22 protein-coding genes and 3 pseudogenes are annotated in these 19,633 nt (G+C 69.8%); 22 read left to right on the top strand and 3 right to left on the bottom strand.

Features of this window, described 5'->3' with window-relative positions:
• The first annotated feature begins 35 nt into the window (after positions 1-35).
• The 20 genes and pseudogenes from ACZ4AA_RS21650 to ACZ4AA_RS21555 form a co-directional block, all read left to right on the top strand.
• Positions 36-1,013 (top strand): threonine ammonia-lyase, encoded by a 978-nt coding sequence (locus ACZ4AA_RS21650; protein WP_467604594.1) that lies wholly within the window; start codon positions 36-38, stop codon positions 1,011-1,013.
• A gap of 111 nt (positions 1,014-1,124) precedes the next feature.
• A pseudogene (locus ACZ4AA_RS21645) lies at positions 1,125-1,430 on the top strand (YihY/virulence factor BrkB family protein); the annotation flags it as partial.
• A gap of 267 nt (positions 1,431-1,697) precedes the next feature.
• On the top strand, positions 1,698-2,069 hold the full coding sequence (locus ACZ4AA_RS21640) for a phage holin family protein (protein WP_467605227.1): 372 nt from the start codon (positions 1,698-1,700) through the stop codon (positions 2,067-2,069).
• Positions 2,066-2,509: a DUF3618 domain-containing protein gene (locus ACZ4AA_RS21635; RefSeq protein WP_467604590.1), complete on the top strand. Its 444-nt coding sequence runs from the start codon at positions 2,066-2,068 to the stop codon at positions 2,507-2,509. The genes ACZ4AA_RS21640 and ACZ4AA_RS21635 overlap by 4 nt, the downstream gene beginning before the upstream one ends.
• Positions 2,510-2,513: 4 nt before the next feature.
• Positions 2,514-2,780, top strand: a complete 267-nt coding sequence (locus tag ACZ4AA_RS21630) for a DUF4235 domain-containing protein (RefSeq protein WP_467604585.1) — start codon at positions 2,514-2,516, stop codon at positions 2,778-2,780.
• Between the two features lie 474 nt (positions 2,781-3,254).
• Positions 3,255-3,839, top strand: coding sequence for a PRC-barrel domain-containing protein (locus ACZ4AA_RS21625; protein WP_467604581.1), 585 nt, complete (start codon positions 3,255-3,257; stop codon positions 3,837-3,839).
• Positions 3,840-4,038: 199 nt separating this feature from the next.
• The gene (locus ACZ4AA_RS21620) at positions 4,039-4,527 is read left to right on the top strand and encodes an Asp23/Gls24 family envelope stress response protein (protein ID WP_467604578.1); all 489 of its coding nucleotides are present in this window, start codon (positions 4,039-4,041) and stop codon (positions 4,525-4,527) included.
• A gap of 81 nt (positions 4,528-4,608) precedes the next feature.
• Positions 4,609-4,776, top strand: coding sequence for a hypothetical protein (locus tag ACZ4AA_RS21615; protein ID WP_467604574.1), 168 nt, complete (start codon positions 4,609-4,611; stop codon positions 4,774-4,776).
• Positions 4,773-5,174, top strand: coding sequence for an Asp23/Gls24 family envelope stress response protein (locus ACZ4AA_RS21610; protein ID WP_467604572.1), 402 nt, complete (start codon positions 4,773-4,775; stop codon positions 5,172-5,174). Before ACZ4AA_RS21615 ends, ACZ4AA_RS21610 begins: the two co-directional genes overlap by 4 nt.
• Before the next feature lie 56 nt (positions 5,175-5,230).
• Positions 5,231-5,905 (top strand): DUF6286 domain-containing protein, encoded by a 675-nt coding sequence (locus tag ACZ4AA_RS21605; protein WP_467604569.1) that lies wholly within the window; start codon positions 5,231-5,233, stop codon positions 5,903-5,905.
• A 35-nt stretch (positions 5,906-5,940) separates the two neighbouring features.
• On the top strand, positions 5,941-6,549 hold the full coding sequence (locus ACZ4AA_RS21600; RefSeq protein WP_467604566.1) for an alkaline shock response membrane anchor protein AmaP: 609 nt from the start codon (positions 5,941-5,943) through the stop codon (positions 6,547-6,549).
• Positions 6,550-6,740: 191 nt separating this feature from the next.
• The gene (locus tag ACZ4AA_RS21595) at positions 6,741-6,995 is read left to right on the top strand and encodes a DUF6479 family protein (protein ID WP_467604563.1); all 255 of its coding nucleotides are present in this window, start codon (positions 6,741-6,743) and stop codon (positions 6,993-6,995) included.
• A gap of 168 nt (positions 6,996-7,163) precedes the next feature.
• On the top strand, positions 7,164-8,165 hold the full coding sequence (locus ACZ4AA_RS21590; RefSeq protein WP_467604560.1) for an acyl-CoA dehydrogenase: 1,002 nt from the start codon (positions 7,164-7,166) through the stop codon (positions 8,163-8,165).
• Positions 8,162-8,932, top strand: a complete 771-nt coding sequence (locus ACZ4AA_RS21585) for a PIG-L deacetylase family protein (protein WP_467604557.1) — start codon at positions 8,162-8,164, stop codon at positions 8,930-8,932. Before ACZ4AA_RS21590 ends, ACZ4AA_RS21585 begins: the two co-directional genes overlap by 4 nt.
• Positions 8,929-9,543: an SAM-dependent methyltransferase gene (locus ACZ4AA_RS21580; RefSeq protein WP_467604554.1), complete on the top strand. Its 615-nt coding sequence runs from the start codon at positions 8,929-8,931 to the stop codon at positions 9,541-9,543. The genes ACZ4AA_RS21585 and ACZ4AA_RS21580 overlap by 4 nt, the downstream gene beginning before the upstream one ends.
• The gene (locus ACZ4AA_RS21575) at positions 9,543-10,247 is read left to right on the top strand and encodes a glycosyltransferase family 2 protein (protein ID WP_467604551.1); all 705 of its coding nucleotides are present in this window, start codon (positions 9,543-9,545) and stop codon (positions 10,245-10,247) included. The genes ACZ4AA_RS21580 and ACZ4AA_RS21575 overlap by 1 nt, the downstream gene beginning before the upstream one ends.
• A 107-nt stretch (positions 10,248-10,354) precedes the next feature.
• Positions 10,355-10,939, top strand: coding sequence for a DNA starvation/stationary phase protection protein Dps (gene dps, locus ACZ4AA_RS21570; RefSeq protein WP_467604549.1), 585 nt, complete (start codon positions 10,355-10,357; stop codon positions 10,937-10,939).
• A 357-nt stretch (positions 10,940-11,296) separates the two neighbouring features.
• On the top strand, positions 11,297-11,812 hold the full coding sequence (locus ACZ4AA_RS21565; RefSeq protein WP_467604546.1) for an actin depolymerization factor/cofilin- and gelsolin-like domain-containing protein: 516 nt from the start codon (positions 11,297-11,299) through the stop codon (positions 11,810-11,812).
• Between the two features lie 118 nt (positions 11,813-11,930).
• Positions 11,931-13,040 (top strand): annotated as a pseudogene (gene tal / locus ACZ4AA_RS21560) (transaldolase); the annotation flags it as partial.
• Between the two features lie 752 nt (positions 13,041-13,792).
• A pseudogene (locus tag ACZ4AA_RS21555) lies at positions 13,793-14,037 on the top strand (glutathione-dependent formaldehyde dehydrogenase); the annotation flags it as partial.
• A 40-nt stretch (positions 14,038-14,077) separates the two neighbouring features.
• On the opposite strand, the gene ACZ4AA_RS21550 reads toward ACZ4AA_RS21555, so the two are convergent.
• On the bottom strand, positions 14,078-15,706 hold the full coding sequence (locus tag ACZ4AA_RS21550; RefSeq protein WP_467604543.1) for a phytoene desaturase family protein: 1,629 nt from the start codon (positions 15,704-15,706) through the stop codon (positions 14,078-14,080).
• 617 nt (positions 15,707-16,323) lie between these two features.
• On the opposite strand from ACZ4AA_RS21550, the gene ACZ4AA_RS21545 reads away from it, so the two are divergent.
• The gene (locus tag ACZ4AA_RS21545; protein ID WP_467604540.1) at positions 16,324-17,169 is read left to right on the top strand and encodes a SigB/SigF/SigG family RNA polymerase sigma factor; all 846 of its coding nucleotides are present in this window, start codon (positions 16,324-16,326) and stop codon (positions 17,167-17,169) included.
• A 41-nt stretch (positions 17,170-17,210) separates the two neighbouring features.
• Here the strand turns inward: ACZ4AA_RS21545 and ACZ4AA_RS21540 are convergent, their stop codons facing one another.
• Complete coding sequence (locus tag ACZ4AA_RS21540) at positions 17,211-17,396, bottom strand: hypothetical protein (RefSeq protein WP_467605256.1); 186 nt, start codon at positions 17,394-17,396, stop codon at positions 17,211-17,213.
• Here ACZ4AA_RS21540 and ACZ4AA_RS21535 point away from each other — a divergent pair.
• Entirely contained in the window at positions 17,337-17,591 is a 255-nt protein-coding gene (locus ACZ4AA_RS21535) for a hypothetical protein (RefSeq protein WP_467605221.1), read from the top strand. The genes ACZ4AA_RS21540 and ACZ4AA_RS21535 overlap by 60 nt on opposite strands.
• Here the strand turns inward: ACZ4AA_RS21535 and ACZ4AA_RS21530 are convergent.
• A complete protein-coding gene (locus ACZ4AA_RS21530; protein WP_467604537.1) occupies positions 17,478-18,281 on the bottom strand; it encodes a TspO/MBR family protein in 804 nt (267 codons plus the stop codon). The genes ACZ4AA_RS21535 and ACZ4AA_RS21530 overlap by 114 nt on opposite strands.
• Positions 18,282-19,633: the final 1,352 nt, after the last annotated feature.

Here is a 19,633-nt window from a genome sequence, read left to right as displayed (position 1 = left end):
TGAAGCGTCAGCCACCGGCGCTAGGCTGCTGTGTCGTGCAGGAGACGCGCCTCGACACCGCTCGGATCCGAGCGGCTCGCCGGGTGATCGACCCGATGTTCCGCGACACTCCGCTGTACCGCTGCGAGGCGCTGGAGCCCCATGTCGGATGCGCGGTGAGCATCAAGCTCGAAACAGCGAACCCGGTCCGCAGCTTCAAGGCCCGTGGCACCGAGGTGGTCGCGAGCCGACTCGTCGATGACGGCTCGCGAGCCGTGGTGTGCGCGAGTGCCGGCAACCTAGGCCAAGCGCTCGCCTGGTCCGGTCGCGGCCGGCAGCTCGACGTCACCGTCGTGGCGTCCCGCTTCGCGACGCGGACCAAGCTCGATCGCATCCGCGCACTGGGCGCCCGGCTGGAACTGGTCGACGGCGACCACGAGATGGCGCGTGAGCGGGCCGCGGCCATCGCGCACCGCGAGAGCATCCGGCTGGTCGAGGACAGCCTGGACATCGAGACCTGCGAGGGCGCGGCGACCATCGGCTTGGAACTGGTGGACGCCGCGCCGTCGTTCGACGCTGTCTTGATCGCTCTCGGCGGCGGGGCGCTGGCCACCGGTGTGGGCCATGTGGTGAAGGCCCTGGCGCCCGAGGTCGAGGTGATCTGCGTCCAGCCGCTCGGCGCTCCGGCGCTGACACACTCCTGGCGCCAACGGCGCGTCGTCACCACCGACTCGACCCACACCATCGCCGACGGCGTCGCCGGCCGATTTCCCATCCCGGCCGTCCTGGACGACCTCCTCGTGGTCGCCGACGACGCCGTCCTGGTCCAGGAGGCGTCGATCATCGCCGGTATGCGGATGCTCCTCGACCACGCCGGCCTCGTCGTCGAACCGTCGGCCGCGCTCGGCGTCGCGGCGATCCTCGAAGACCGCGACCGCTTCGCCGGCCGACACGTAGCCACCATCGTCTGCGGCAGCAACGTCGACATGGACGTATATCACCGCTGGGTCCGAGCTCCCCTCCACACGTCTTGACGGTTGCTCTGGCAGTGAGCCCCGAAGCGATCGGCGTTCACCGGTCGCTGGATGTGCGTGTGGGGCATCGGCTCCGCGCAGACATGCTCACCACCGACCGCACCCGCTTCCACTCCGGGCAGTTTCCTGGCCCTGACGATCTGGTTGATCGCCTCCGCCGGATTCGCGTTCTACGTCGCCAACTTCGCCTCGTGCGACAAGACCTACGGCACGATGGCCGGAGTCGTCGTCTTCCTGGTATGGCTGTGGATCAGCAACCTGGCCATCCTCCTAGGTCTGGAATTCGACGCTGAAGCGGTACGCCAGCGGGCCATCGCCGGCGGCATGTCGCCCGAGACCGAGCCCTACACCCAGCCCCGCGACACCCGGAAATGGGACGAGGACGACCTGCGCCGCCTCGACGAAGGCGACGCGTGACAGCCCAGGCACCTGGCGCTCACCGCCACGGCTCATCCGGGGCTGCACGAAGCCCGCGAGGGTGACAACGCGGTATCCCGGCTCGCGGCACATCGTTTCTCCTGAACTCGACGGTTCGGGGTACTCGTAGTCAGCGGACGGCCGGGACCCCTCTGGACACGGTCCGGCCGACGGGAACGAACCGGAGCAGGAGGTGATCGCGTGTCGAGTACGCAACCGTACGGTCCGGGCTCGGGCCGCCTCGCGAACGGCGTGGGACACGAGCCGGTGGGAGACCTGGTGCAGCAGGCCTCGAAGCAGCTGACCGAACTGGTCCGCGGCGAGATGAAGCTGGCCCAGTCCGAGATGACGGCGAAGGGCAAGCGCTACGGCAAGAGCGGCGGCCTGCTCGGCGGCGCCTCGCTGGCCGGCTTCCTGATGCTCCAGGCACTGATGGCCACCGTCATCGCGGCCTTGGCCCTGCTGCTGCCGGTATGGGCCGCGGCCCTCATCGTCACCGCCGCCCTCGGCGTCACCGCCGCTGTCCTGGCGCTCGGCGGCAAAAAGCAGATCGGCAAGGCCGGTGGGCCTACGCCGCGGAGCACGATCGAGAACGTCAAGGCCGACGTGGCCGAGATCAAGAGGAGCACATACCGATGACCCACGCCGACCAGCCGAGCGCCCCCGGCCCCGACCAGCTTCGCGAGCAGATCGAGCAGACCCGCCATGACCTCGGGCAGACCGTCCAGGCCCTCGCGGACAAGCCCGACGTCAAGGCCCGCGCCCAGCACAAGGCCGGCGAGCTGAAGGAACAGGCCGTCCTGAAGGCCGACGAACTCATGGCCCAGGCCGCGAAGGCCACCTCCCAGGTCCAGGACAAGCTGCCCGACTCGGTCAAGGACACAGCCGCCCAGGCAGCGGAGCAGGTCCGCTCGGCGACGGCTCGGGCCGGACGGATGTGGGGGGAGAAGGCACCCGAACCCCTGCGGCAGAAGACGGCCCGGTCCGCGCAGCTGGCGCGGGACCACCGCACCGTACTGCTGGTCGCCGCCGCGGGCATCACCGTGCTGTGGCTGGCAAGCCGCCGCAGGAAAGGCTGAACCGATGAAAGCCTCGAAGATCGCCTACAAGCCCGTCGGACTCGCCCTGGGAGCCATCACCGGCATGATCGCCGGGGCCGCCTTCAAACAGGCATGGAAGGTGCTCGGTCACCACAAAGGCGCACCCGACGCTACCGACGAGGACCGCAACTGGGGCGAAATCCTCCTGGCCGCCACCGTCCAGGGCGCCATCTTCGCCGCAGTCAAAGCCGCCGTCGACCGTGCCGGCGCCACCACCACACGCCAACTGACCGGAACTTGGCCCGGCTGACCAACAGCCGACATTCCGGTCCGCTGCCGCACGTGAGGGGTGCGCCGCGAGGCACCCCTGCCCTCGACTCGGTCTGTCTCGTACGCCACCGCCGGGACCCAGGTGGGCGGCTCGAAGGGCCCGAATCCTGACCGGATCGGGCCCTTCGGCATGTCCGGCCGGCCGCCGGCCCTCGTGTGGCACAAGCACCGTCAAGAGCGGTCCATGGGATGGGCGTTGGCCAATCAAGCGATGTGCCGGCCGGGCCCGGATCGTTGGCGGAAGCCACAACCGCCCTGGCGTCATCTCCCACAGGCATGCACGCCGGGCCTGGTCCCTTGCCGAAGCGCGGACCCGCACCTCCCTGGAAGTCGTACCGCGTAACGGGCCGCACTCGGACGCAGGGGATGATAAGGCGTATTTAGTCCATATAAAAGCGTTTTCATGCTGATGAGCGGGTTACGCGGAAGGAGACCACGAGGGCAGGAGGCCAGGATGATCACCCAAGCGCAGATTGCCGACGTGCTCGACCACCCGGTGTACGACGCCGGCGGCAGCAAGATCGGCGACATCAGGCATCTCTTCCAGGACGACGCCACCGGCGAGCCCGAGTGGGTCAGTGTCAGGACCGGACTCTTCGGCACCGGTGAGTCCTTCGTGCCCCTGCGCGAGGCCACGGTGGTGGAGGACCATCTCGAGGTTCCCTACGCCAAGAGCACCGTCAAGGACGCCCCTCATGTCGACGTCGACGCCGGGGGCTTCCTCACGGTGGACGAGGAGCACCGGCTCTACGAGCACTACGACATCGCGTGGGACGAAGACCCGGGCTGGCAGCAGGTCGCGGACCGGCCTGAGCAGGGCCGACGGTCCCACCGTCGCTCACGGACCGTCGGCGATACCGGCGACGGCGCCTCGTTGCCCTACGGCAACACCACCGCGTCGGGCATCGCCCGCGGAGGCCAGGAGACTCCCGATGTCACCGCCCCGCAGCCCGGCTACACAACACCACCGCATCCGGCACAGCCCGCCGCAGCGACCATCCCCGCGCCAACCCAGCCCACTCCGAGGACGACGCGATGAGGCACTCCGACGAGCGTGAGCGCGCCGGCGTGGAAGGCCGGGCAACAGGGCGGCCGCGACTGCGTTTGTACACGACTTCCGAAGTACGGCGGTAGGGACGTCTTAGCACCCCAGGTGCGAACCAAGCCCCAAGCCCTGCCCAGATTTCACCTTTCGACGGACACCGCACGGGTGTCCCACACCGATCGAGGCGACCACCATGGCAGACAACATCACCAGCGTCGGCGGAGGCAGTCGGCCCGACACGGCCGTCAGCCCGCTCAAGGGCCGTACCGGGGTCGGTGCTCCGGCCGAGACACGGGGGAAGACCACCATCGCGGACGGCGTGGTGGCCAAGATCGCGGGCATGGCCGCGCGGGAGGTACCGGGCATCCACAGCCTGGGAGCGGGGATGGCCCGCGCCTTCGGCGCCGTGCGGGAACGCGTCCCTGGCGGAGGCTCAGGCGCGGCCACGCGCGGGGTGAAGGTCGAGGTCGGTGAGAGCCAGGCCGCCGTCGACCTGGACGTCGTCGTCGAGTACGACGTCTCCATCGTCGACGTCGCCGGCGAGGTACGCACCAACGTGATCAGCGCCGTGGAACGGATGACGGGACTGGAGGTCGTCGAGGTGAACATCGTCGTCGACGACGTTCATCTCCCCGACGAAGAGGATGACGAGGCCCACGCGGACGAGGGCCGCGTGAGGTGACCGACCGCCGTGACCCACGGCCATGCCTGCGCATGGGCGGGTGACCATACGGACGATCACGCTTGCAAGACGGGTGAGTGCATGATGAACGCAGCAACGACAGGTCTCGTGGCAGGCATGGCCCTCGGCTTCGCCGGCTATTTCGGCGGCTTCTGGGCATTCCTGCTGGTTCTGGTGCTGGGTGCGGCGGGGCTGATCGGCGGCCTCGCGGTACAGGGCGACCTCGACCTGCGCCGGCGGCAGCGGTGAGTACCCCATCCAGCGGCGACGGGCCCGGCCCACTCGTACGGGCCGCAGGCCTGCCGCCCCCGGCGGAGCGAGGAGCCACCGTCATCCCGGACAAGGTCGTCGCCCGGATCGCCGCCCAGGCCGCACGTACGGCCCAGGCCCGGCGCGCCGCCCTACCGCCCGACCGGAGCCGAGCGGCGGCGCCCAGCGCCGACGCCGCCGTCCGTACCGGATCGGTGCGTCTGCACCTGGCCATGGACCTGCCCTACCCCACCGACATTCCCCACGTCTGCGAGCGGATTCAGCGCGACGTCGCCGAACGGGTGACACGACTGACCGGTCTGGAGGTGGGAGAGATCATCCTCACCGTCCGGCGGCTGGTAACCACCGTTGGAGACAGCCGGGGACGGGTCCGATAGGCGCTGCGCGGCCCGGGCCTGCCGGGCACGCCACGCCACGTACGAAGGAGGCCGGAATGACACCCGACCCGAGCCCTCCCGTCCCCGGCCCCGGGCACCGCGCCGCCGTACCGCTGACGAAGGAACCCCAGGAGCCCGGCGTGCCCGAACAGGACGCGCCACCACCGACCGTCGCCAAGGAGAGCGGTGGGCGCCGGGCACATCGCCCGTGGTCCGCACGTCGTATTCCGTCCGTGCTGGTCGCCTCGGTCGTTCTCCTGGCTGCGGGTGCGGCGCTGGTCGACGTCGTCGCCGTCCGGACGGGACGTGCCGCGGCGGCCTGGCGACATCACCTGGCCGATGAACTGGCCACCCGCCCCGTGGACGACGTGTGGATGCTCACGGGAGCCGCCGCGGCGGCCGCCATCGGCGTCTGGCTGATCGTCCTGGCCCTCACCCCCGGCCTGCGTCACTGGCTGCCCATGCGCTCTCCCGCGCCCGAGCTGCGCGCCTCTCTGGACCGCGACGGTGCCGCCGCCCTCCTGCGCGATGCCGCCATGCGGGTACCAGGGGTGACCAAGGCCCGCGTCCGGGTGCGGCGGCACCGCGTCAAAGCCCGTGCGGACGTCCGCTTCCGAGACTCACGGAACGTCAAGGACGATCTCGTCGCCGTCCTCGGCGAGGAGCGCGACGGGCTCGCCCTGGCCCGCCCTCCGCGCATCGTCGTACGAGTGCGGCGACGCACCGACTGACGGACGACCCCAACACCCCAGGACCGGAGGCCACCATGACGCCGCGCCCCGCACTCAACCGCAGTCTGCTGGCCCTTGCCGGAGTGGTACTGCTCGGCGGCGGTTCGCTGATTCTCTTCGCCGGGCTCGACGTCTACCGGCGACACGATCTCGTCCCGCCCGCGGGCTGGCCCCTGACCACCCCGCACGACGTCCTTCTCAACTCCGCCGACCGGGCCCGCTGGAGCAGTCAGGGATGGTGGTGGTGGCCCGCGGTCATCGCGCTCCTCGCCCTCGTCGTGTTGCCGGCCCTGTGGTGGCTGCTCGCCCAACTGCGCCGACACCACCCAGGGGTGCTGCCCGTCGGTGGCACACCACCGCAGGAAGGCGTCGAACTGCGCGACCAGGCACTGAGCGCCGCGATCGGCGCCGATACGGGCGCTCTGCCCGGGGTGGAGGAGGCCTCCGTCCGCATCACTGGCGCGCCTGCCCACCCACGCACCCGTGTGACGATCGACCTCACCCCGCAGGGTGACCCCGGTGCTGTCCTCGAAGCCCTGTACGCCGGCCCGCTCCGCACCGCGAGTCGCTCCACCGGCTCCCCTCCCGGGCCCACCGAGGTACGCCTACGGGTCGCGCACCACAAAGCGCACCGCGTCGAATAGCGCGGCGACCGACCACCGTGAGTCGGCGTGCTGGTTGGTCGTACGCAGCTCAGCCGACCACTTCTCCGCGCTGCGGTACCGGCGCCGGCCCGCCGATCGACACAGCCGCCGAGAACCATCTGTAACCGGGTCTCCCCTCACTACAGCTTGCGAAAAAGGGTGTTTGTGAAGATTCCGGGTACTCGGCGCTCATGATCAACGAAGCGAACACCGTACTGGCCCTCTCTTCCATGGGCGCTCTCTGGCTGACGGTGGCGGGTGTCGCCGTGGTCGCCGTTCTGATCGCGGCGTTCGTCGTCGGGGGCCGACGGGTTACCCGGCGCAAGGTCTCCACGCCGGCGCCGAGGACGGCAGAGGCCCGCCGGGCCGTGGCGGACCCCGCACGCCGCGGCGACGGATGGAGCACTCCTGGCGACGACCCCGAACAGGGTCACCCCCATCGCTGACCACGGACCGGTGCGAAGCACACCTGGGCCGGCGACGGAGGCGGTGCACGAAAGGCACCGCCCTTCTGAACTTCCCGGGCTGTGGCCCCTCGTGGCTCATCGATCCCCACGTAGCCGGTCTGTCCCACTCGGCCGGCGCCCTCCACGCTGTGTGTTCAGGAGGTCCGCGTGATCACTACCACCCCCGAGTCGACCGACGGCCCGGGCGCCCCGGAGCGATGCTCGGCACGGCTGTTCGCCGACTTCGTCGAGCGCGAGGCGTCCGGCGTACCGCTGCCAGGTCGGGAGACGCCGCGCCGTTTCGCCGTCCTCACGGCTCTGGGGCGACGGGACCTGTCCCTGGCACGGCTCGCCGAGGGACACCTGGACGCCGCGGCGATCCTGGACGAACTGCATCACCCCGGGCCCGCTGAGGGCGAGCGGTGGGGAGTCTGGGCCGCACGCCCACCAGGACCCGGCGTGCAGGCGACACACATGGGCCAGGAGTGGAGGGTCAGCGGAGTCAAGCCCTACTGCTCCGGCGCCCGCACCTGCACCCACGCCTTGGTGACCGCAGAGGCGGACGACGGGTACCGCATGTTCGCGGTCGCGCTCGACCACCCGGGCGTGCAGCCCGTGCCAGGGACGTGGCCGGCCATCGGTATGGCCGGCAGCGACAGCCTGGACATGTCCTTCGCCGGCGTGCCCGCGCGAGCCGTCGGTCGGGTGGACGGCTATCTGACCCGGCCCGGTTTCCAGCACGGTGGAATCGGCGTGGCGGCCTGCTGGTTCGGCGGTGCCCGGGCCGTCGCCGCGCCGCTGTACGAGCGAGCCGCGACGGGGCGTTCGAACGAGCACATGGCGGCCCACCTCGGAACGGTCGACATGCTGCTGCACACGGCCGACAGCGTGCTCCGCCAGGCGGGCGAGGAGATCGACGCCGACCCTCTCGACCGACACGAGGGAGCGCGGGTGCGCAGCCTGCGAGTGCGGGCGCTCACCGAAAAGGTGTGCACCGAGGTCTTGGACCACGTCGGGCGCGCCACGGGTGCCGGGCCTTTGTGCCGCGACGGACAACACGCCCGCGCCGTGGCGGATTTGACGGTCTACGTGCGACAACACCACGCCGAGGTGAATCTGGCCGAACTCGGCGGCCTGGTGACCGCGGACCCGGCGGAGGCCACCCCGTGAGCGCGCACACCGCCGGCGCCGCGAGACAGGCCGCCGCCGCAGCGATCGACGCGCGGGGCACCGACGAGGCCGAATGGCAGCAGGCGAGACTGCCGGACCGCCTGCCGCATCTGATCCTCCCGCCGGGACCCGTCGTCGTCGTGGCTGCCCACCCGGACGACGAGGTCCTGGGATTCGGCGGTGGCATCGCCGCCCTTCTCGAGGGTGGTGCGGCGGTCCACACGGTGTGCTTGAGCGATGGGGAAGCGTCCCACGGCCCTGCGACGCCAACTGCCCGGGCGCGGTTGGCTGCCCGGCGCCGCGGCGAACTCGCCGCGGCGTTGGGCGAGCTCGGCGATCTGCCTGCCCCCGTGCACGCCGGTTTGCCCGATACGGCCCTCGACGAGCACGAGGACCGTGCTCAAGCCGTGATCGGCGAGGTTCTGGACGTCGTCGGGGCCGCCGTGTGCGTGGCGCCGTGGGAGGGCGACCTCCACAGCGACCATGAAGCCGCCGGTCGAGCCGCTCGGCGCGCCGGCCGTGACCGCTCCATGCCGGTGTGGTCCTACCCGGTGTGGATGTGGCACTGGGCTCGCCCGAACGACCCCCGCGTGCCGTGGCACCGGGCGTCTGTTCTCCCGCTGGCCGAGGCCGTGATCCACCGGAAGAGGGCGGCCGTGGCCCGCTTCGCCAGCCAACTGCAGCCACGTCGCGGCGGCATGGCACCGGTGCTGCCGTCGCAGGAGATCGCCCATCACACCCGCGCTTTCGAGACGGTGATCCGGTGAACACCCCCGCAAGCTACTTCGACGACCAGTACGCCCGCGCCGCCGACCCGTGGCACCTGGGAGAGCGCTGGTACGACCGACGCAAGTACGTCCTGACCGTTGCGGCTCTGCCCCGTCGCCGCTATCGGCGGGTCTTCGAGCCCGGCTGCTCGATCGGCGTGCTGACCGAACTCCTCGCCGCCCGCTGTGACCACCTGCTCTCCACCGACCGTGTCGCCTCGGCGGTCGAGGCCGCGGCTCGGCGCACCACCGGTATGGGCCACGTCATGGTGCGACGGATGAGGGTGCCCGACCAGTGGCCCGAGGGCACCTTCGACCTGGTGGTGCTGTCGGAACTGCTCTACTACTTCGACGCCGGCTCCCGTGCACGGCTGCTCCGCCGGAGCGTGGAGAGTCTGAAGGAGGCCGGTCATCTGGTCGCCGTGCACTGGAACCACCCGGTGGCCGAACACACCTGCACGGGCCGCGACATCGCCCACGACCTCGACGCCCTGCCGGGCCTGAGCCGAGTGGCTCGCTACGACGATCCCGACTTCACCCTCACCGTCCACGAACACACATCAGGGCCGGGCCCGGCGCTCTCCCCGGCACGCGTGGAAGGACTCGCGTGATGCTCTCGGCGTCGGCGGTCGTCGTCCCCGCCCACGACGAGGAGCACCGCATCGCCGCCTGCCTGCACAGTCTGCACGTGGCCGCCGCACGAGCGGCACCGATACCTGTCGTGCTCGTGGTGGCAGCGGATGCCTGCACGGACGCCACGGCGACGGTGGCCACCCGTGGGGGAGCGCACGTGGTGACGACCCGCAACCGCAATGTCGGAGCCGCGCGGGCTGCCGGCATCGAGCGCGCGCTGGAGCTGCTGGCGGATGCCGGCCCGGATGCGTGGTTCGCCATGACGGATGCCGACTCCACCGTGCCCCCGGCCTGGCTTGCCCACCAGGCCGTCTGGGCGCGACGGGAGTACGACGCCGTCCTGGGCACCGTCCGTCTCGCACCCTCCGGGGCCGACGCCCTCCTCGTGGCCCGGCACGACGCCGACTACTTCCGCTCTCGTCGGCCCGGCGCGACATGGAGGGAGTGGGAACACCCGCACGTTCACGGTGCGAACCTGGGCGTGTCCGCAGCGGCCTACCGGCGGGTGGGTGGTTTCGCCTCCCTGCCGGTCGGCGAGGACCGCGACCTTGCGATTCGGCTGTCCGCGGCCGGCCACCGCATCGCCCGGACCGACCAGCACCCCGTGCAGACCGCCGCCCGCCTGCGCGGAAGGGCCCCCGGCGGCCTCGCGGACCTCCTGGCGAGACGCGCAGCCCGGTGACGGCCGGCGCGGCGGGGGCTGCGGTGATTGCGTTCTTCGATCCCGGGAACCCGGAGAGTGAAACCACATGAAATAAGCGCAATTAATCGAAATAAGGAGTTCTGGCTATGGCTTCCCAGGCCACCCCCCGTCACACCGTTCCGGGTCTTACGGTGGAAGACGCCGGCCCGCTCATCGAGGTGCTGCAACAGCGCCTGCACGCCCTCAACGATCTCCACCTGACGCTCAAGCATGTCCACTGGAATGTAGTGGGCCCGCACTTCATCGCTGTGCACGAGATGCTCGATCCGCAGGTAGACCGTGTCCGGGACATGGCTGATGACGCCGCCGAGCGTCTCGCTGCCCTGGGAGGCGTCGCCCACGGCACGCCGGGCGTCCTGGTCGAAGAGCGCTCCTGGAACGACTACAGCGTGGGCCGCGCCGACGCCATCGCCCACCTCGGCGCGCTCAACCTCGTCTACACCGGAGTGATCGAGGACCTGCGCACTGCGATCAAGACAGTGGGGGACATCGACCCGGCCACCGAAGACCTCCTGATCGAGCAACTACGAGACCTGGAACAGTTCCAGTGGTTCGTACGAGCACACCTGGAGACCGCGAGCGGCGCCCTCATCACGGGCGGTGCCACCACCGAAGTGGAAGCCGCCATGCAGTCGATCGACCAGTTGACGTCACCGGCCGACGCGGCGTGAACAGGCCCTGCCAGTGTGCTCGCGTCACAGCTGACGCGAGCACACCCCACGCCGAGTACGGCGGCGGTCGCAGCGGGGCGGTGGACGAAGTTGATCCCCCGCCGGCTGAAGTTTGAAGCCGACAGCTGCCGTTTCGGCACGGCGCGCAGCGCCATCGAGTTGCGTCCCTGGGGCGGACAGACGTTGGTGCTGGTCCATGAGGACCCGCTGCGCGGACCGGGAGGGGCTCTGCACGCGGTGCCCCCCGACTCCCCATCCCGTCCGGCGCGTGGTCGGCCTCGCGACGAGCTACTCACGACACGCTCCTGCCGCTGGACCGGTGATCGGCCCACGCATCCGGGGCGGAGGGAGAGTGCCATGCGCAACCACGTATCCGTGGACGACAGCTGCGTCAGCGCATTTCGGGAGCTGAAGGGGAAGCGTGAAGTCAACACGGTGGTCTACCGGCTGAGCGACGCCTTGGACACCTGCGTCCTCGAACGCCAAGCCAACTTCACGCAGGACGAGCTTCTGTCGGTGCTGACCGCGCACGAGCCCAGACTCGTCGTCCATGACCTGGCCTTCGCATCGGTGGACGGAGCGCGCCGCAACAGGATTCTGATGATCTCCTGGCTGCCGCGGGGAATCACTCCCCAGCGCGAGGCGGCCTATGTCCACGGTCATGCAGCCTTGCTGCGAAGGCTCGACGGGGGTCTTCTGTCCTTGTCGGCCGCGGACTCGGCGGGCCTGGACTACCGTCGCCTGGTTTCCGCGGCTCAGGCAGCAGCGCGGAGCCGAGGCAGGACAGGCAACGCGAGCGGATCTGTCTCCGTGGGACAGACCGGTGCCTCCGTCGATGGCACTTGGTCCGCGTCATGGAGGCGATCCGCGTGAGTCGTCCCCGGCAGCAACGATTCGATCGAGCCTTCGCCCGCCCGCTCGCAACCGCTTACGCCGGTTGCCGCGGCGGGCGGGCGAGGCGACCGCGCCACACACCTTCTGGAGATCTGGCATGACTATTTCCATCACCTCAGATCCGCTCGCCGAGCTGTCCGCGGCCGGAGTGGCGGTCTGGCTGGACGACCTGTCGCGTGAGTTGCTGGCCGGGGGCGAACTGAAGAGGCTGATCGCGGACAAGCACGTCGTGGGGGTCACGACGAATCCCACGATCTTCGCGTCCGCGCTGTCCAAGGGGGACCGCTACAGCGAGCAACTGCGGCGACTGGAACGCGAGGGCGTGAGCGTGGACGACGCCATCCTCACCCTCACCTCGGACGACGTACGGGCAGGCTGCCAGGCATTCGGTTCGGTCCACCTGCGCAGCGGAGGGGTCGACGGACGGGTTTCCATCGAGGTCGACCCCCGGCTGGCGCGGGACACCGACGCCACGATCGACCAGGCACGGACGTTGTGGGAGACCGTGGACCGGCCGAACCTCTTCGTCAAGATCCCGGCCACCAGCGAGGGGCTGACCGCGATCTCCCGTGTCATCGCCCAGGGCATCAGCGTCAACGTCACCCTGATCTTCTCCCTGGAGCGCTATCGCGCGGTCATGGACGCCTACTTGACCGGACTGGAGCAGGCCAAGGCCGCAGGAAGGGACCTGGCGGACATCCACTCCGTCGCCTCGTTCTTCGTCTCTCGTGTCGACACCGAGGTCGACCAGCGCCTCGACGCCATCGGCACCCCCGAGGCCCTGTCGCTCAAGGGCAGGGCCGCGATCGCCAACGCGCGGCTCGCCCACCAGGCGCACGAGCAGATGACCGCGGGGTCTCGCTGGCAGGCACTCGCTGCGACCGGGGCCCGTCCGCAGCGGCCCCTGTGGGCATCCACCGGCGTCAAGAACGCGGCCTACCCCGACACGATGTACGTCAGCGAACTCGTCGTCGCGGGCACCGTGAACACCATGCCCGGCGCCACTTTGGAAGCGTTCGCCGACCACGGCGTTCTTCCTGCCCGCAGCCCGGCCGGCGATGCCTACGCCGCCGCCACAGCTCATTTCGAGGCGCTGAAGCGGGTAGGTGTCGACTTCACGGACGTCACCGACACCCTCGAACGCCAAGGACTCGCCAAGTTCGAGGACAGCTGGGCGGAACTCACCGCCTCGGTGGACCGGGAAATGCGCGCCACCGCCCCCGCCGCCGGCGAGGCGGGAACCTCGAAAGCGTCCCCGAACAAGCCCTGGGGCGGTGCCGACCTTCTGGCGATCTATCTGAACGACCACCTCGCCGGCGCTACCGCCGGCCTGGAACTCTTCCGGCGGGCCACACAGACCCAGCAATACCGGGAACAGGGCACCACGCTGGCGGAACTGGCCCATGAGGTGGAGCAGGACCGTGATTCGCTGACGCAGATCATGGCCGATCTCGCGGTGCCGACCGCCTACGCGAAGGTCGCCCTCGGCTGGCTGGCCGAAAAGGCGGGCCGCGCAAAGCCCAATGGCCATCTCCTGTCCCGCTCTCCGCTCAGCGATGTCCTGGAGCTGGAATCCATGCTGCTGAGTGTGCAGGGCAAGGCGGCCTGTTGGCGCAGTTTGCGAGCCCTGGCGGAGACGGACGGGCGACTCTTCACCGAGCACCTGGACGTCCTCATCGAGCGCGCCGACCGCCAGTCCGCCGTATTGGAGCGACTGCGCCTTGCTGCCGTCGACTCCGTGCTGCGCTCCACTCCGCCCTCCGTGTGACGGCCACGATCCCCCCGTTCCCGTTCCCGTTCCACCTCAGGGCCTTCGGCTCGGGCATCCCGCAACACCGTTGTATCCGATATCTGTCGATTGCGTGAGTCGGATACTCGGTGGGGCGTGCCTCCCCGCGGCCTTGACCCCCGACCGGGGGCTCATGGGAGCGCGGAGGCCCGCGTCGGCTACAGGACGGGCAGACCGTCGACTGTGCGGCCGTCCCTCCCGGTGGCAGCGTCGCGGTGCTGGGTCTGGGGCCGATCGGGGACATGTGCACCCGCATCGCGGCCCATCGCGGCGCCGGGACGGTCATCGGGATCGACCTGGTACCTGACTGGATCGGGTGAAGGCGCGCGGAGTGCACACCCTGAACCTCGACGAGCACGGAGACGGGATCGTGGAAGCCGTCCGTGAACTCACCGCCGGACGCGGGCCCGACTCAACTTGACGGTCCGGCCACAGTCATATGGGCTCGATCTCTGTCAGCGGCGGGGCTGTTGGATGCCGAGCCGACCGGAGAGCAGCCGCTGAGCAGAGGTGAGTGCGCGAGCCGCACCAGTGGTGCTGCGAAGCGCCGCACGAGCCGCGTTGGCACCGCAGGCACCGTGGACTCCGCCGCCCGGATGCGCGGAAGCCGACGCGAGATAGAGGGCTCGCACGGGAGTCTCGGGGCGCCCGGTGCCCGGTACGGGCCGGAAGAGCAATTGCTGGTGGAGGCTGGCCGTGCCCCCGTTGATCGCGCCGTTGTGCAGATTGGCGTCCAGGGCCTGGAGACGGGGAGGTGCCAGGATTCTGCGGGCCCGGATCAGCGAGCGGAAGCCGGGTGCATAGTGCTCCACGTGCCGTTCCACGCGGTCGGCCATGGCCTCTTGGTCCCGCTCGTCCCAAACTCCGCTGATGCCGTCCGGGCCGGCGTCGCCGACGATGGTCTGCGGAACGTGGGTGTAGGCCCAGGCGGACTCCGTTCCCCGCGGTGAGCGCGAGGCGTCCGAGGTCGTCATCTGCCCGAGCAGTGTGAAGGGCCGGTCGGGGACCCTCCCGGAGGCCAGCTGTGCCGCGAAGCGGGTGAGCTCGTCGACGCTGTCGGACAGGTGGACGGTGCCCGCGCCGGCAGCGGCTTCGACGCTCCAGGGGATGTGTCCGCCCAGTGCCCAGTCGATCTTGAAGGTGGCGAAGTCCCACTGGAAGCGGTGCATGCTCTCCACGAGCGCGGAGGGCAGATGTCGCTCGTCCACCAAGCCGCCGTAGAGATTCGGCGCCGACACATCGGCCAGCACACAGTGTCGTACCGGGATGGCTTCCCCCATCGCCGTGCGCACTCCTACGGCGCGGCCTCCTCGGACCACGACCTCCCGCACGGGTTCACCGCAGCGGACGACGCCGCCGTGTCGTTCGAGGCGCCGGACGAGCGCGGCCGAGAGACCTCCCGCGCCTCCGGCGGGGACGGGGAATCCGTAGTGCTGCCCGAGCATGCACAGCAGCCATCCGAACCCGCCGCTGCCAGCGGCCTCAGGGGCGAGATCGGCGTGCAGTGCGTTCCCCGTGAGGAGCAGGCGCCCGGCGTCGCCCCGGAACTCCTCCTCGCCGAGCCGTCGCGCGGGCAACAGGAGGGACCGGGCGAGCGGCAGCCCGACCGGCCCGCGCAGTCGCAGCGCCAGACGGGCAGCCGCCTTGAGCGGGGGGAAGGGGGTGAACAAGGCGTTGAGCATGTCCCCGCTGATGCGATCCCAGGTGCCGCACATACGCGACCATGCGGCTCCGTCCCCCGCGGCGAAGGCGTCCAGCCCTTCCGAAGTCGCTTCCTTCGACCGCTCCAGGACGGCACAGCGTCCGTCGGGGAGGGGATGGGCGAGCACGGACGGTGCGTGGGACCAGCGCAGACCGTCGGCCTGAAGCTCCAGGCTCTGCATGATCGGCGACGCCGCGGCGAGGGGGTAGAAGGCGCTGAACATGTCGTTCACGTAGTCCGGGTGCACTCCGCGGTCGCTGCGAACGGCGCCTCCGGGTTCACTCTGTGCTTCCAGGACCTCGACACTCCAGCCCGAGTCGGCAAGGAGGTTCGCGGCCACGAGGCCGTTCGGGCCTGATCCGATGACGACGGCGTCCAGCATGTTCAGCTCCTACGGCAGGCGTCCCGGACGAGCCCGATGTCCGGGCGTCGCATCGGTCTGCTGCCACCGTTCGCCGCTGATGACCTGTCGATGGCTCTGTGCCGGATCACCACGACAAACTCCTCATATCATCCTGAAACGGTTGACGGCTTCCCGGTACCCCCTTCCCGGATCGCCAAGCGACCGGGGGGAGAGCCGTTGGGATCCGGGGGGATCCGATGTATGCGTCGCCGGGAGTGTGGTCGCTACAGCCCATGCCGCAGGAGACGGGGCCACGCCGGATGAGCCAGGCGCTGCCGAGGCGTGCCGACGGCGGCACAGGGTGGCCGGCACCACGCCGCCAAGCGGGCAGATTCCGATCGTTGTTCAACGAGGCGTCGCGGCAACCCGGGGACACGCGGCGTCGAAGGGACTGTTTGCGGGTGTGGACGCGGGGCAGACGGGGGTGTGTGCTTCGGACCGGAGGCGCGAGCCAAGCGGAGTTGATCCACGCGGCCGCGGCTTCTTCTGCGGTCTGCGTAGCCCTTCTCTGTACGGCATGTCCCATCACCTGCGTTCGGGCCCCGCGTTGCTGTCCTCGCGCACCGCCCGGACGCGCCGTCCAGGAGGGATCCCGCGTGCTTTCCGAGAACTCCGTAGTCCGTCCGCACACCGACGCCAACTCCGAGGCCCAGCCGGCCGACGCCGCTACCGTTGGCGCGGACCGAGGCTTTGACGACTCACCCGAATCCGGCGCTCTGTTCATCCGGCTGGTGGAACTGGAGGACGGGCCCGAGCGGGACGCGGTGCGCGATGAGCTGGTCAGTCTCTGGCTGCCCATGGCGCACCGGATCGCCGGCCGCTTCCGCGACCGAGGTGAAGCCACCGAGGACCTGCGCCAGGTCGCTGCCCTCGGGCTCATCAAGGCCATCGACCGGTTCGACCCGGCCCGCGGCGCCTTCGAGAGCTACGCCGTCCCGACGATCACCGGCGAGGTGAAACGCCACTTCAGGGACCGGATGTGGGCCGTGCGGGTTCCGCGCCGTGTCCAGGAACTACGCAACCGTGTGCGGGTCGCCCGCCGTGAACTGCGCCAGCAGCCCGGCCCGGCCGAGCCGACGATCGCTGAGATCGCCGGCCATGCCCGCCTCACCGAGGACGAGGTGAGTGCCGGGATGGAGGCCATGGAAGGCTTCAGCGCCCTCTCCCTCGATGTGGAAGTAGGCGCGGGCGACGACGGATACAGCCTCGGCGACACCCTGGGCGGCACCGACTCCTCCTTCGACACCGTCGTCGACCGACAGGCGGCCGCCAAAGAGCTCCGCCGGCTCCCCGAACGGGAGCGGACCATCCTCTACATGCGCTTCTTCGAGGACATGACGCAAGGCCGCATCGCCGAAAAGCTCGGCATCTCGCAGATGCACGTCTCCCGCCTCATCTCCAGCAGCTGCGCCCGCGTACGCCAAGGGGCCCTGGCGCGGTGACCGTCGGCCCGGAAGTGAAGGAGGGAGAGCCGATGAGTCAGCTACTGACGCACGGCCACGGCGAGCAGCCCACGGCCCGCACGGAGAATGAGCGGATGCCGCAGGCGGCGCAGCCGCAGCGTGATGGGGCGCGGCAGGCCGTGGTCGAGCAGGCGACGGGCGTGGTCATGGCTCTGGGACGGTTCGACGCCGATCAGGCTGGAACTGTCCTGTCCGAGGTCTCTCATCGCACGGGTATCACGCTGGGCCGAGTCGCCGAACTGCTCACCGCCTGGGTGACCAGCGGCGAACTCAATCTGGGACTTCGCCTAGCCCTGGAAGAGGCGATCCGGGACCACCAGCACCGAGCACGCCCAGTGTCTGCACCCGCACGTGAAACGGAGCTTCGGGACGGAGTGGGCTGTACTGTCCCACAGACTTGAGAACGGCGTGCCGGTCCTCACGGTGGAGGACGCGCCCGGCTTACGCGAGCAGAATCCGGCCGCCTTGATCGGCGACCTGGTCCACGTGCACGATCCCGCGCCTGTGGTCATCGTTCTTGGGACCGTGGTGCCCGATGAACTGATCGAGGCGGACGCGTACCGCAGGTGGCGGTTGGTTCTGGCCGGGAATGAGGCGGGGTTGCGTCTGACGATGGCCGCATTCAGGGCGGTGGCAAATCCGCACCAGCCTGCGAAGGGAAGCAGAGCCCAGGCTCCTGCCCGGTCGACATCTGCCGTACGACGGATGAGAACGATGTTGCTCAGGTCGATCAAGAGTGTGCCGGCAAGACCCGCCTTCGGGCTCTGAGCGCCGAAGAACAGCCAGTTCCACGCGGTGTTGAGAACCAGGTTCGCCCCCAAGGCGGCCGCCAGCGCACGGCGGCGTCTGCCTGTCGCCTGTTGCAGAGCGTGCCCGCCCGCCCAGGCGATCGAGGCGTACAAAGGCGTCCACACAGCGCCGAACGCCCACGGGGGAGGCTGGAAGGCGGGCTTGTCCAGCCGCCGGTACCAGGCGCTGTCCGGGTCCACGGCTGCGGCTCCGGCCACCGCGGCCACGGACACCGCCGTCGCAGTGACCACGTAAGGCACCAGGCTGGGAGAGGGAGCCTGCTTCTCGCTCAGAAGCCTCATATCCTGCTGAGTCCTCGCCCTCATCCAGTTCGGCCCGGAGACTTCGACACTCGATCCGTCAAGGCCGGGGCCCGGCGCCCAACCGCACCCCGATACTCGTTGCTGTCAGCCTTCGGAAGTCTTCTCATCGGCAACACGGGGTGGCTCCGGGGCATTGTCATCATCAGCCGCAATATCGCTCGGTCGCGGCGGGCCGGTGGTCTGAGCGACGGGCGGCGTCGGTCCGATGATCGTCTGCGCTTGGCGAGAACCTGGCCGCGTGCTCGGCTGAGAACCACGCGCGTGGGGTGTCCCGGCGCTCTCTTCTTCTTCGGAATCTGTCATGAGTCTCGGGGTTCCCAGACCTGCCACTTCGTAACGCAAACCAACGCTCGTCATCACGGGGCACCGGCTGTGACGGGGCGAGGTCGATGACTGTCATGAAGTCGTGGCGCACGAGGACGGCGGCAAAGGCATGATCATCGGCAAGGGTCTTCGACGCCCTCCCCAAGATGTATACCGGCCGTTCGGCTGCTGCGCGCCGGCTGACGAAGGCGATCGCCGTCCGAGGCCGCGGAAGTGCGGCGATCACCGGCATCAACGCCGGCCACAGGGGTACTTGCGCGTCACACCACGCCCTGTGCGAGGAAGCGAGAACACCGTGAACGAGCGCCTACCCGAAGGCCCAGGAAACTACAGAGCGCAGAAGCCGATACCGAGGGATCTGCCTGATCAGCAGGCCGGACGCCGACCCCTGGGACGCGGTCACGGTACGAAGTCAGTCGGCGCGCGACGAGGGTTCCGATCCAGGAAACCCTGAACCGGAGATCCCGGGTACGGAGAATTCCGACGCGGACGACGCGGGCCGTGGTCGCGCGAGCGCGCACTCCGGCGGCACACTGCCGGAGCACGCCGTACCCGACGAACCGCCCAGCTGACGCAACGCCTGCCGCAGGCGCTCCGGCGGGTGACGCTGGAAGGGCAGCCCTGGACGGATGACGGCAATCCGTCGTCCGCGCGGCCCAGCGCCGCTTTCGGCCGCGGTTCCCACCCTGTCGGGCCGCGACGAGACGGCGTCCGGATGGAGCCCTTCCCACGTCCCAGAGCGGCGTCCGGGATCACGAGGAGCAGAGCGACATGGTGAAGATCGGGTACCCGATGCTGGGTCTCAGCCGTCGGTGCACCCCCTGATCCCGCTGGCCCTGGCCGCGCCGGTACTGGGGCTGCGTCTGGGATCTTCGCACCCACCTGCGCCCGCGCCGAGGAGTTCGCAGGTCTACCCCAACGGGTAAAATTGACACAGGAGGAGAAGTGGCTTGCTCGGGGTGCATATCGCCTCCGACGGTTCGGCGGAGTTTCCTTCTCCAGGAGTG

It is taken from the genome of Streptomyces sp. NPDC024698, assembly GCF_055559015.1.
The sequence above is the reverse complement of the archived record's forward strand: the minus strand, read 5'-3'. Positions and strand labels throughout refer to the sequence as shown.